At 45.5% G+C, this 12,775-nt stretch carries 11 protein-coding genes; 10 read left to right on the top strand and 1 reads right to left on the bottom strand.

Features of this window, described 5'->3' with window-relative positions; genetic code table 11:
• Positions 1-54: 54 nt before the first annotated feature.
• Positions 55-3,627: a DUF6359 domain-containing protein gene (locus GXP75_RS04985; RefSeq protein WP_242556247.1), complete on the top strand. Its 3,573-nt coding sequence runs from the start codon at positions 55-57 to the stop codon at positions 3,625-3,627.
• A complete protein-coding gene (locus GXP75_RS04980) occupies positions 3,624-4,217 on the top strand; it encodes a class D sortase (RefSeq protein WP_242556246.1) in 594 nt (197 codons plus the stop codon). Before GXP75_RS04985 ends, GXP75_RS04980 begins: the two co-directional genes overlap by 4 nt.
• 39 nt (positions 4,218-4,256) lie before the next feature.
• Here GXP75_RS04980 and GXP75_RS04975 read toward each other — a convergent pair whose 3' ends face one another.
• Complete coding sequence (locus tag GXP75_RS04975) at positions 4,257-5,168, bottom strand: RluA family pseudouridine synthase (RefSeq protein WP_242556245.1); 912 nt, start codon at positions 5,166-5,168, stop codon at positions 4,257-4,259.
• Positions 5,169-5,278: 110 nt separating this feature from the next.
• Between GXP75_RS04975 and GXP75_RS04970 the strand changes: the two genes are divergently transcribed.
• The 8 genes from GXP75_RS04970 to GXP75_RS04935 all read left to right on the top strand — a co-directional run bounded on the left by GXP75_RS04970 (position 5,279) and on the right by GXP75_RS04935 (position 12,763).
• Positions 5,279-5,674, top strand: coding sequence for a YhcU family protein (locus tag GXP75_RS04970; RefSeq protein WP_061572444.1), 396 nt, complete (start codon positions 5,279-5,281; stop codon positions 5,672-5,674).
• 145 nt (positions 5,675-5,819) lie between these two features.
• On the top strand, positions 5,820-6,242 hold the full coding sequence (locus GXP75_RS04965; RefSeq protein WP_003327840.1) for a CBS domain-containing protein: 423 nt from the start codon (positions 5,820-5,822) through the stop codon (positions 6,240-6,242).
• A 129-nt stretch (positions 6,243-6,371) separates the two neighbouring features.
• Positions 6,372-7,034: an HAD family hydrolase gene (locus tag GXP75_RS04960; RefSeq protein WP_061670406.1), complete on the top strand. Its 663-nt coding sequence runs from the start codon at positions 6,372-6,374 to the stop codon at positions 7,032-7,034.
• Positions 7,035-7,052: 18 nt separating this feature from the next.
• Entirely contained in the window at positions 7,053-8,591 is a 1,539-nt protein-coding gene (locus GXP75_RS04955) for a bifunctional GNAT family N-acetyltransferase/carbon-nitrogen hydrolase family protein (protein ID WP_003327838.1), read from the top strand.
• A gap of 125 nt (positions 8,592-8,716) precedes the next feature.
• On the top strand, positions 8,717-9,628 hold the full coding sequence (locus tag GXP75_RS04950; protein ID WP_242556244.1) for an AEC family transporter: 912 nt from the start codon (positions 8,717-8,719) through the stop codon (positions 9,626-9,628).
• 191 nt (positions 9,629-9,819) lie between these two features.
• The gene (locus GXP75_RS04945) at positions 9,820-11,151 is read left to right on the top strand and encodes an aspartate aminotransferase family protein (RefSeq protein WP_214918386.1); all 1,332 of its coding nucleotides are present in this window, start codon (positions 9,820-9,822) and stop codon (positions 11,149-11,151) included.
• A 36-nt stretch (positions 11,152-11,187) separates the two neighbouring features.
• Entirely contained in the window at positions 11,188-11,763 is a 576-nt protein-coding gene (locus GXP75_RS04940; protein ID WP_003327834.1) for a glycerol-3-phosphate responsive antiterminator, read from the top strand.
• A 175-nt stretch (positions 11,764-11,938) separates the two neighbouring features.
• Complete coding sequence (locus GXP75_RS04935; protein ID WP_214918384.1) at positions 11,939-12,763, top strand: MIP/aquaporin family protein; 825 nt, start codon at positions 11,939-11,941, stop codon at positions 12,761-12,763.
• The last annotated feature ends 12 nt before the right edge of the window (positions 12,764-12,775 follow it).

The following is a 12,775-nucleotide window of genomic DNA, read 5'->3' as shown; positions in this document are numbered from 1 at the left end:
GGAGAACCGATTATGTGTAAATCAAAGGATTGCTTTAAAAAAGGGGGAGAATTTATGGGGAGAAAAGGTACCGCACGGGCGATTTACTGTGTGCTTATTACATTACTAGTGATAACAAACATGCCGTTGTACGCACTGCCGGCCGCTAAGGCAGCCGAGGCAATGTCAGTTGAAGAGGCATTGCAGCAAAAAGAAGGAAAAGCTGTTACAGAAGGGTTTATTGTGGGACAAGCCATTTCAAATCAGAACTACAAGCTGAGCAGTCCGTTTTCTAACGATTACAATGCAGCCATTGCTGACAGCAAAGACGAAACATCACCCGAGAAACTGCTCCCCATCCAAATACCTTCCTCATTCAGAAATCAATTCGGCCTTAAAACGAATCCGCAGCTTTTGGGCGAAAAGATAACGGTTCAGGGAGAGCTTGAAGCATATTTTCAGACAACAGGCCTGAAAAAAGTGCAATCAATGAGTCTGAACGGCGGCGTTGAGGAACCCCCGGCAGACAGTCTTATATCCATTCACGATGCCCGCAGCAAATTGAATGAACAAGTGAAGATCAAAGGGGTAGTGACGGCGGACCAAGCTGCGGTCGGCGGCGGAAAGCTCTCAACATTTATCCAAGACGGCACGGCAGGAATCAATATTTACTCAGGTACACCTGAAGAGTTTCCAGAGCTGAAAGAAGGCATGGAAGTGACCGTAACCGGAAAAATAGCCAAGTACCAAGGCTTGACTGAAATCATTCCCGGCTCATCCGGGATCGAGATAACAGCAGCAAAACAACCGCTTCCAGAACCAGAATCATTCACCATAAACGAATTAGTAAACAGTGACCGAGGAGCCGCTTATGAAGGACGGCTTGTCACTGTAAAAGCTTATATCGCTTCTAAACCGAGTTCACAAGCCGGAGGGGGCTATAACGTGACAATGATTGATGATGATCACCATTCCCTCACGCTCCGGGTGATGGAGGAAACGGGCGTCATCAATGAACTGTCTGCTGGCAAATGGTATGAATGCACGGGGATATTAAGCCGATACCAATCCCTTCAGTTGCTGCCGAGGAAGCCTGATGATATCAAACTGCTGAATGATCAGCCTGCTCCCCCTTCTCAAGAAGGTGAATATGAAGGAGTGGTGGACCGCGTCGTTGACGGTGACACAATAAACATAAAAACACCTATACTTGGCTCGACAAAAATTCGATTTGTCCATGTAGATACTCCCGAAACATATCACACGCCAAAAAGTGAACTGGATGAGAACCAATTAACATTCGGCCAAAAAGCATCAAACTACTTAAAAACCATTCTATCTCCCGGTGATAAAATTACTGTCAAAGTCGGCCAAGAGGCAAAGGACAGCTATGGCAGGCTGCTTGGACAAGTTTTCACTGAAGATGGACTGAACGCAAACTTAGACTTAGTGAAAAACGGCTATGCTCCGACATACTTTATTTGGCCGGTCGATCATGAAGGCGATTATCTCAAGTTTCAAAAAGCGGCGGCCGAAGCTCAAAAAGAGCAAAAAGGGATCTGGAATCAAGCTGACCCGCTGAAGGAAATGCCGTTTGAATTTCGGGCAAGAGAACAAGGAAAAGGCCTGACAAGATATGTAGGCGATTCTTCAGACAAAACCTATGTGCCGCCTGAAGAATGGAAGCAGATCGCTGTCGAGCATCGAATTTTCTTTTCTTCCCCGGAGGAAGCAGAGTCCGCCGGATATAAGAAACGGGAGAGCGGAAACAAAGCCAATATGCCGCTGAGGATTTTAAGCATGAATGACCTGCACGGAAAAATAGATCAGCAATATGAGCTCGATCTCAATCAAGACGGTAAAACAGACGGCACCTTTGGGCGCATGGATTTTGCCGCAGCCTATTTGAAAGAGAGAAAAGCCGAAAAAGAAAATACGCTTCTTGTACATGCCGGAGATATGATTGGCGGGAGCTCGCCGGTATCCTCCTTGCTGCAGGATGAACCGACTGTGGAATTGATGGAAGAGGTTGGATTTGATGTCGGAACGGTCGGAAACCATGAGTTTGACGAAGGAACCGATGAACTGATGAGAATGCTAAAAGGCGGAGAGCATCCTGAAAAAAAGGGAACAAGCGGATATGACGGGCAAAACTTCCCGCTCGTTTGTGCGAATTGTAAAATGAAATCGAGCGGAAAACCTTTCTTGCCGCCTTATGAGATCATCAATGTTGACGGTGTGCCTGTCGCTTTTATCGGTGTTGTCACTCAATCGGCAGCGGGAATGGTGATGCCTGAAGGAATTAAACAGATTGAGTTTACTGATGAAGTACAAGCGGTGAATGCGGCTGCAGCCGAGCTGAAGAAAAAGGGTGTCAGGTCAATCGCTGTTCTCGCCCATATGACGGCTGAACAGAACGGAAACTCCATCACCGGTGAATCGGCTGAATTGGCAAAGAAGACAGATTCAGAGATCGACATCATCTTTGCCGGACATAACCATAAAGTTGTAAACGGCGAGGTGAACGGAAAGCTCATTGTCCAAGCCTTTGAATACGGCAAAGCCATTGGTGTCGTTGATCTAGAAATCGACCGCAAGACAAAGGATATTGTGAAGAAGTCGGCGGACATCGAATATGTCGATCAAAGTAAAATAAAACCTGACCTGGCAGCAGCAGGCATTTTAAGCAAATATCAAACCGTTGTTGATCCGATTATCAGCGAGGTCGTCGGAGAAGCAGCTGTCGATATGAATGGCGGGTATTCAAATGAAGGTGACACTCCGCTCGGAAACTTGATCGCTGATGGAATGAAGACGGCGATGAATTCGGATTTTGCGCTGATGAACGGCGGCGGCATCCGCCAAAATCTGAAAAAAGGGCCCATTACATGGGGTGACCTGTTTAACATTCAGCCATTCGGAAATGTGTTAACAAAACTCGAAATCAAAGGAAAGGATCTTACCGACATCATCAATGCGCAAATTTCGCCCGATTATGGTCCAGATTACAGCATAAGCGGTTTTACTTATACATGGGATCCGGAGACGTCTAAAGTGATTGACATCAAAATGGCAGACGGCACAACTATTCAGCCTGAGACTGGCTATACACTGACAGTTAATAATTTTATGGCGACGGCAGCCGGAACAAAATACAAGCCGATCAGCTCACTCGGCAAAAATCCGGTGACAGGGCCGGAGGATATAGAGGCAACTGTTGCATTCGTAAAAAGCTTTAAGGACCCGATTTCCTATAAAGCAGACGGAAGAATCAAAAAGGCGGAAGCGAAAGAAGGAGAGGGTCAAGATCCGGATGACGGAGCGCCTGAGGATACCAAACCGGGAATGAACCAGCCTCCTTTGAACCAACCTGAAAACACACCGGCTGACAAAGAAAATCATCATCAAAGTATTCCTGCCGACACTGACGGCGTTACAGGAATTACAGAAAGTCAGACGGCGCCGGTCGGCATGACAGATGGAATAAGCGCTCTCCCAATACAAAATAAAACAGTGAAGCAGCCTGCCGCGCAAAAGCTTCCTGACACCTCGGCAGGCCATTATAACTTCATCGTCATCGGTACAGCGATGACCCTATCCGGTATTTATGTTTATGTCAGAAGAAAAAGGAGCGCCAGTTCTAAATGAAAAAAATGAAGCACACCCCGATTCTGATTATCGCAGCGGGTCTCGTTCTTACTGGCTATGGGGGATGGAAAGTGGCCGATACAAAAATGAAAACCGAGCGATCACTTGAAGAAGCGAGGGAAGTGACCAGCAGCGATGGTTCAGCAGGCGGCGCCGAAGTTTTCCAAGAAAAAAAAGCAGACTTCAAGCCCAATATCGGAGAGGCAAGCGGCATATTGAAGATCCCTAAAATAAAAGCCGAGCTTCCAATAGTGGAAGGCACGGATGCCGATGATTTAGAAAAAGGAGTCGGGCATTACAAAGACAGCTATTATCCGGAGGACAACGGCCAAATTGTGTTATCGGGCCACAGAGATACCGTTTTTCGCCGGACGGGTGAGCTTGAAAAAGGAGACAAATTGGAGATCCTTGTGTCATACGGGGCATTCACCTATGAAATCACCGGTACTAAAATTGTTGATAAAGACGATACCTCTATCATCACGCTTCAGCATGACAGGGAAGAGCTGATTTTGACAACATGCTATCCCTTTTCCTATGTCGGCAACGCACCGAAGCGCTATATCATCTACGGACAGCGAACATCATAAACAGCCGCACGGGACTAGTTCCCGGCGGCTATGGTTTCTTTATTGGGGAAAATAGTCTTCACATAATTCCGCCAGATCAGCGGGAAGCGGTGCTTCGGCAATGATGAATTCCCCCGTTATCGGATGGAAGGCTTGGACCTTTTTCGCGTGCAGGGCCTGTCTGTCGAGAATAAAAGTGCTTCCTCCGTACAGTTCATCTCCTGTTAATGGGTGGCCGATACTTGCCATGTGGACGCGGATTTGGTGCGTTCTTCCCGTTTCCAGTTCCAATTCAGCCAGGGAAAGACGGGCTTTTGGGTGATAGCCTTTTACCCGGAAATGAGTGACGGCTGCCTGGCCTCCCGGAGAAACCCGCCTCCGCGTCGGGTGTGACCTGTCTCGCCCGATCGGCGAATCAATTGTGCCTTTTTTCGGTTTCAGCTTTCCTTCCGCTAGCGCGATATACGTGCGTTTGAGCTCTTTTTTTTCTAATTGCTGATCCAAGATCGCATGAGCGAGCCGATGCTTTGCAAATACGACAGCGCCTGATGTATCCAAATCAAGACGATGAACATGGCGCACTTTTGTTTGCTCGCCATTTGCCTGAAAATGATAAGCGATCAGGTTGGCGAGTGTGCCGGTTTGGCCTTCCTCATTTGGATGAGTCGGCATTCCGGCAGGTTTGTTTACGATCAGCATATGGCTGTCTTCGAATAAAATCTCAATTTCTCCATATTCAGGGATCACGTTTGATTCTGCTTTTTCTTGCAGGTCAATAAACAAACGGTCGCCTTTTTTTACTATGAAATTATGGACGGCGGGTTCATGATTCACTTTTATGCTTTTAGTGGTCATCCATTCTTGAATCACGGGTTTAGACGCTTTTACTTCCGTTTTAAGAACGGAAAACAGCCATTGGCCGTCCAGTTTTTCAGTGATCACGAGTTCCAGCCCTCTGCCTTTTTGTTTCATGGTATATATCTCCTTTTGAAGCGAGGAAGGCAGGTGATGCAACAGGAAACACTTACCTTGGCACTCGCGATTTTTTCTGTGCTATTCTTGATAAAGACTTAGGATATTCGATGGCAAGAAAGGTGATTGATGTGAGAATTGTGAACGCTGCGACTGAAGAACAGGAGAGTTTCATCAATGAATTGACAATGGAACTGCTCGATGACGTTTTTCCTCTTTATTTCTCCGAACTGGACATTCAACGCTATAAAAAGAAAGGCGTTCTGTCCCTAACAAACCAATATTACCAAGGAACATTAAAGGAAGCTTTTCAAATTATGGCTTGTCTTCAAATGATACATACCATTTTGACAAAGCCTTACCGTCAATATGACATGAAAGACCAAGTATTATTTGATAAAAACAGCAGTTTGCTGAATGAGTGCGGAATGTTTTTTCCATTTGCATTTTCCGATTTTCAGACGGATGCAAATCAAGACTATTCCGATAAAAGAAAATCAATGTAATACATGCGGAGAAAGAGCTTATCCTTAAATGGGGAAAGGCTCTTTTTTTTATGCCTTATGTGATCATATCATAAATTCTTTCCTGCAACTCCCTTTTTAATCGGCTCCCGCCTGCACATACTAACTGATGAAAGGGGTGCTTGCAATGAATTCAATCAGCAATTCAATGACAAAACAGGTAGCAACCGTTTCTTCAAATCAAACGATTCAGGAAGCGGCTGCGCTGATGCATCAGCATAATGTCGGAGCGATTCCGGTTGTAGACCAAGGGGTTTTACAAGGGATGCTCACAGACCGTGATATTGCATTGAGAACCACTGCTCAAGGCCGGGATGGCCAAACACCCGTTTCTGAAGTGATGTCATCCAACGTCATTTCCGGGAATCCGAATATGAGTTTGGAAGAGGCGTCTGAACTGATGGCCCAGCACCAAATCCGCCGCCTTCCTATTGTAGATAACAACAATCTAGTCGGGATCGTTGCGCTTGGGGATTTAGCGGTGAATCAGCTGTCAAACGACTCTGCGGGAGAAGCGCTGACAAACATTTCACATCAAAACATGCAGTAATAACCGAAAGAGCTTGCACTATGCAGGCTCTTTCTTCTCATAAAAGTTTCAATTTTGAAAGCAGAGACAATTCGGGGTATAGTGTAAACATACATCTCATTCGCAGAGTGCCAAAAGGAGTTGTGGGCAGTGATAAAAGCGTTAATATTTGATTTTGACGGGCTTATTCTGGATACAGAAACCCATGAATACGAAGTGTTGCAGGAAATATTTGAAGAGCACGGTTCAACCTTGCCGTTATCCGTTTGGGGAGAAGTAATCGGGACAGCTGCCGGGTTTCGCCCCTTTGTCTACTTAGAAGAACAGCTGGGCAGAAAACTGGATCATGGCGAGCTTACGAAAATCAGAAGAGAACGATTTTCGAAAAGAATGGAGACTGAAAAAGCGAGACCCGGTGTTGAAGCCTATTTAAACGCCGCGAAGGACTTAGGTTTAAAAGTCGGTCTGGCGTCAAGCTCTGATTATAAATGGGTCGCTGGGCATTTGAAACAAATCGGGCTGTTTGATGATTTTGAAGTCATTCAAACGGCTGATGATGTGGAAGAGGTCAAGCCAAACCCTGAATTATACTTAAAAGCGGCGGAAAATCTTGGTGTGTCACCTGCGGAATGTATCGCGTTTGAGGATTCTGTCAACGGTTCAATCGCCGCTAAGCGCGCGGGCATGAAATGCGTCATCGTGCCGAACAAAGTCACGGGCAGCTTGTTATTCGAGGACTATGACCACAGACTTGAATCAATGGCTGAGATGGAGCTGGCGCTGCTTTTGGATCATTTGAACGCCCGGGACTAGAAAGAAGGAGGAAATGTTTTGTCTGAGAAACTTGATTTGACCAGATTTGAGAAAAAGATGGTCATCCGCAATATAGAAGAAAAAGATATCAGTAAAATAATCGCCTTGCAAAAGGATTGTTTTCCGGGGATGGAGCCTTGGGAGCCAGAGCATTTAATCAGCCATTTAGAACATTTTCCGGAAGGGCAGTTTTGTGCGGAATTTGAAGGCGAGATTATCGGTTCTTGTTCCAGCCTTTTGATTAATTTTGATGAATATGATGACCGCCATACGTGGCAGGATATTACCGATGACGGATATATCACCAATCATAATCCGGACGGTTTAAATATGTACGGGATTGAAGTAATGGTTCATCCGACGTACAGAAGAATGAAGATCGGGCATCGGCTATATGAAGCGAGAAAAGACTTAGCCAGACGATTGAACTTGAAAAGCATCATTATCGGCGGCAGGATTCCGAACTTTCATAAGTATGTGGAGGAAATGACCGCACGCGCTTATGTCGAGCAGGTGAGCCGCCACCAAATTTATGATCCCGTGCTTTCTTTTCAGCTGATGAACGGGTTTACACTGATGCGGATTAATCCAGATTATCTGCCGGATGATATGGCGTCAAGCAAATACGCGACGCTGATGGAATGGAACAATGTCGATTATCTTCCGCAGACAAAGCGTTATTATAAATCGGCGTTTCCGGTGAGAATCTGTGTGATTCAATATGAAATGAAAAAGATCTATTCCTTTGATGAATTTGCGAATCAAGTAGAGTACTATGTCGATGTCGCTTCAGATGCGGGCGCCGATTTCGCGGTCTTCCCGGAAATTTTCACGACACAGCTGATGTCTTTCCTTGAAGAACGGTCACCAAGCTTGGCAGTACAGAGAATTACCGAGTACACCGAGGATTATATCAGCGTCTTTACGGAGCTTGCGGTGAAGTATAACGTCAATATTATCGGCGGTTCTCATTTTGTTGAAGAAGAGGGAAAAATTTATAACATCGCCTACTTATTCAGACGCGACGGTACGATTGAGAAACAATATAAGCTCCATATTACGCCGAATGAGAGGAAGTGGTGGGGGATCAGCGCAGGTGACCAGGTTCGCGTATTTGATACCGACTGCGGTAAAATCGCCATCCAAATCTGCTACGACATTGAGTTTCCGGAGCTTGCCCGGATTGCAGCGGATAAAGGCGCAAAAATCATCTTCACGCCATTTTGTACAGAAGACCGCCAAGGCTATTTGCGGGTAAGATATTGTTCGCAGGCAAGAGCAGTGGAAAATCAAATTTATACTGTTATCTCAGGGACGGTAGGAAACCTGCCGCAAACGGAGAACATGGATATCCAATACGCCCAGTCCGCTATTTTCGCTCCTTCAGACTTTGAGTTTGCAAGAGACGGCATCGTCGGAGAATGCAACCCGAATATTGAAATGGTTGTCATCGGCGACGTCGATTTAGAAATCCTCAGAAGGCAGCGGCAGGACGGGACTGTGCGCCAATTGAAAGACAGAAGGCACGATATTTACCGAATTAAGTACCAGAAGTAAAAGCAGAGAACGGCCCGCCGGGAATTTGGCGGGCCGTTCTTTATAAATGCGGAATTGAAACTGTGCCGTTCTTTCATTAAAATATAAATAGATTAATGCATGTATATAGAAAAAGAAGGTGCCTTATGGAGTTTTTGCTTGTATTATTGCCTGTTTTCGGAATTTTTGCGATCGGTTATATCGGACAGAAAACCCTTGGGTTCGATATTCAGACGCTGTCCAAAATGTCCTTATATTTAATGTCTCCTTTTTTGGCTTTTGATACGTTCTACTCTAATAAGCTGACGATGGATTACCTTTACCTCTTCTTTTTTGTGCTCGGCCTCTGTTTAGTTCTCGTTTTGCTTGTTTATTTTTTATCTTATTTTCATAAGTATCAGAATCAGGACCGCTGCGCCATGATCCTCTCATCGGCATTTATGAATAACGGCAATTACGGAACGCCGGTCGTTTTACTTGTATACGGAACGGCGGGGCTTGATGTGGCTGTGGTCTTAATGGTGCTCCAGCAATTGATCATGAGCACAATCGGTATCTATTATGCAGCGAAGGGCAGTCCGGACGCCGGCGGCTTTAAAACTGTGATGAACCGGGTGACTCGTATGCCTGTCGCTTACGGCGCGCTTCTTGGCGCAATACTTCAGCTAGTTCATATTTCTATACCTAAAGAATTAATGACATCAATCGAACTTGTCGGGAACGCCGCGATTCCCACGATTATGATCATTTTGGGTATGCAGCTTGCGTTAATATCATTTAAAAATATTGAATATCGAAAAATTTCTTATTCATTGCTGCTGAAGCTTATGATTTCCCCGGTTATTGCTTTGGGCTTTACATTCATTTTGCCGGTGGACGATATGACAAAGCAAATTATGATCCTTGTAGCCGCAATGCCGACAGCTGCAAACACAACATTAATGGCCGTACAATTTAATACTAAGCCGGAAGTGGTTTCAAGCGCCACCTTCATCAGCACAATGCTTAGTATTGTGACGCTGCCGGTATTGCTTTGGCTTCTGCATCCTCTTTCATAGAAAGGGGATTTTTTATATGCGGGCCTGTCCCGCGGTTTGTTGACTCCGCTGCCGTCTGGCTTTATATTGAAGGAAGAGGAAACCTTCACCATGACGAAGTAAGGAAATGATAAGGCCATTACCTTCGTGACAGCCTATTTTCAATTTTAGAATCGTATGTTGTATAACGATAATGAAATGGGGATGATCAGGTGGAAAAGCAAAATCACGCACTAAAGGAAAAAGATGAGCGATTTGTGTGGCACGCTATGAAAGGGTCGCAGCCGGCTGACAGTCTCATCATTCAGAAGGCCGACGGAGCCAGTGTAACCGATATTGACGGACGGCGTTATTTAGATGCGATGTCGGGTTTATGGTGCGTGAACATCGGTTATGGCAGACAGGAGCTGGCAGAGGCGGCGTACGGCCAATTGAAGGAAATGCCTTATTATCCGCTGACACAAAGCCATACGCCGGCGATTCAATTGGCGGAAAAGCTGAATGAATGGCTCGGCGGCGATTATGTGATATTTTTCTCCAACAGCGGCTCGGAAGCGAATGAGACCGCATTCAAGATCGCCCGGCAATATCATCAGGAAAACGGTGATCCCAGCCGGTACAAATTCATTTCAAGATACAGGGCTTATCATGGAAATACGATGGGTGCTCTCGCAGCGACAGGGCAGGCGCAGCGGAAATACAAATATGAACCTTTAGGCCAAGGTTTTTTGCACGTCTCCCCGCCTGATCTTTACCGCAACCCTGCTGATGGGGAAACCTTAGAAAGCGCATTAGAAATTGATCGAACGATGACATGGGAATTGAGCGAGACGATTGCCGGCGTCATCATGGAGCCAATTATTACAGGCGGAGGCATTTTATTGCCGCCCGACGGGTATATGGCCAAGGTGCAGGACATTTGCCATAAACATGGCGCCCTTTTGATTTGCGATGAAGTCATCTGCGGATTCGGGCGTACCGGCGAGCCGTTCGGGTTTATGAATTATGGGGTGCAGCCTGATATCATAACCATGGCAAAGGGCATTACAAGCGCTTATCTGCCTTTGTCAGCGACAGCAGTCAAACGCGAGATTTTTGAAGCTTACAATGGAGAAGCCCCATATGACCGTTTTCGGCATGTCAACACATTCGGAGGAAATCCGGCCGCTTGTGCATTGGCGTTAAAGAATCTGCAAATAATGGAGGATGAGAACCTGATTCAACGTTCACGCGATTTGGGAGCGCTGCTTTTAGGCGAGCTTCAAAGCCTGAGAGAACACCCGGCTGTCGGTGATGTCAGAGGAAAAGGCCTTCTCATCGGAATCGAACTTGTGAAAGACAAAACAACAAAAGAACCGGCCGACGCAGATATCATCAACCAGATCATAGCTGCATGTAAAGCAAAAGGGCTGATTATCGGAAAAAATGGCGATACGGCTGCCGGATACAACAATGTGATCCAGCTTGCACCGCCGTTTTGTCTCACAGAGGAAGAGCTTTCTTTTATCGTAAAGGTGCTGAAGGAAAGCATACTGACCATGTAGTTTCGGCAGAAGTTATTTTTAAAAAAGGAGCAAAATATGAGTTTTCACAATCAACCTATTTTACCGGCTATTCGAAACATGAAGCAATTCGATGAATTTTTAAACAGCTCATTTACATACGGGGTGATTTTGGATATTCATCTCGGACAATTAAAGGGCGTTATAAAAGAAGCGCAAAAGCATGGGAAGAAAATGATGGTCCATGTTGATTTAATCCATGGCATTAAGCATGATGAATACGGCGCTGAATTTATTTGCCAGGAAATGAAGCCGGCCGGTATTATTTCAACTAGATCAAACGTCATCGTGAAAGCGAAGCAAAAGAAAATTTATGCAATACAGCGGCTGTTTTTGCTGGATACAAGCGCCATGGAGAAAAGTATGGAGTTTGTCGGCAAACACAAACCGGATTTTATTGAAGTGCTGCCGGGCATTGTTCCGTCACTCATTAAGGAAATAAAAGAGAAGACGGGAATTCCCATTTTTGCCGGCGGCTTTATTCGTACTGAACAGGATGTTGAACAGGCGTTGAAAGCAGGGGCCACCGCAGTGACGACATCAGACACCAAATTATGGAAAAAATATGAAAATTTCTTGACAGAAAATGATTGACACCGCTTACACCGGTTGTTACAATTGTACTAGGTTAATTTATTGTGATGGAGAATCCGGAGACCCACGACAGCTCTTTACGGCAGAAATCAGGCCGTAAAGCCGTTTGTTGTGGTTTTTTTCATCTCTATGACTCTGTCACACCTGTTGAATAGTAACTTTAGGAGGAATTTCTATGACAGCATTTTGGGGAGAAGTCATTGGTACGATGCTGCTTGTCATTTTTGGTGCAGGTGTTTGTGCAGGAGTCAATTTGAAAAAATCGCTTTCATATCAATCTGGCTGGATTGTCATTGTGTTTGGCTGGGGCTTGGGTGTGGCAATGGCGGCTTATGCTGTTGGAGGCATCAGCGGCGCTCATCTCAATCCGGCGTTAACTATAGGTCTTGCGTTTGTAGGAGATTTTCCTTGGGAACAGGTTCCGGCGTATATTGCCGCACAAATGATCGGAGCCATTATCGGGGCGGTTATTGTATTTCTGCATTACCTTCCTCACTGGAAGGCAACTGATGATCCGGCTGCAAAGCTTGGCGTTTTTTCCACAGGCCCGAGTATCCCGCATATATTCGCTAACGTGTTAAGTGAAGTTGTTGGGACATTTGTCCTTGTACTCGGCATATTAGCGATCGGTGCAAATGAATTTACTCAAGGACTGAATCCGCTGATTGTCGGCTTTCTAATTGTGGCCATCGGAATTTCTCTTGGAGGAACAACAGGCTACGCGATTAATCCGGCGCGTGATTTAGGTCCCAGAATCGCTCACGCTTTTCTGCCGATTCCGGGGAAAGGTTCATCGAATTGGAAATATGCATGGGTTCCGGTTGTCGGACCGATTTTAGGCGGTTCCTTCGGGGGCGTGTTCTACAATGCAGCGTTTAAAGGGCATATTACAATCAGCTTCTGGTGTGTAAGCGTTATTTTAATTGTGGTATTGTTAGGACTCTATGTTTATACGAAAAAACACTCAGCTAAAACACTCTCAAATTCAAAATATATTTAAAAAGGGGAGCTT

The organism is Bacillus sp. HU-1818, assembly GCF_022695965.1.
Lineage (GTDB): Bacteria > Bacillota > Bacilli > Bacillales > Bacillaceae > Bacillus > Bacillus atrophaeus.
This window is presented reverse-complemented; position numbering and strand designations above follow the sequence as displayed.

Excerpts from the sequence above, each read along its gene's own strand:
- GXP75_RS04965 (WP_003327840.1), top strand. The coding sequence starts at position 5,820 with ATGAATTCAATCAGCAATTCAATGACAAAACAGGTAGCAACCGTTTCT.
- GXP75_RS04940 (WP_003327834.1), top strand. The coding sequence starts at position 11,188 with ATGAGTTTTCACAATCAACCTATTTTACCGGCTATTCGAAACATGAAG.
- GXP75_RS04985 (WP_242556247.1), top strand. The coding sequence starts at position 55 with ATGGGGAGAAAAGGTACCGCACGGGCGATTTACTGTGTGCTTATTACA.
- GXP75_RS04970 (WP_061572444.1), top strand. The coding sequence starts at position 5,279 with ATGGCAAGAAAGGTGATTGATGTGAGAATTGTGAACGCTGCGACTGAA.
- GXP75_RS04935 (WP_214918384.1), top strand. The coding sequence starts at position 11,939 with ATGACAGCATTTTGGGGAGAAGTCATTGGTACGATGCTGCTTGTCATT.
- GXP75_RS04950 (WP_242556244.1), top strand. The coding sequence starts at position 8,717 with ATGGAGTTTTTGCTTGTATTATTGCCTGTTTTCGGAATTTTTGCGATC.
- GXP75_RS04975 (WP_242556245.1), bottom strand. The coding sequence starts at position 5,168 with ATGAAACAAAAAGGCAGAGGGCTGGAACTCGTGATCACTGAAAAACTG.
- GXP75_RS04980 (WP_242556246.1), top strand. The coding sequence starts at position 3,624 with ATGAAAAAAATGAAGCACACCCCGATTCTGATTATCGCAGCGGGTCTC.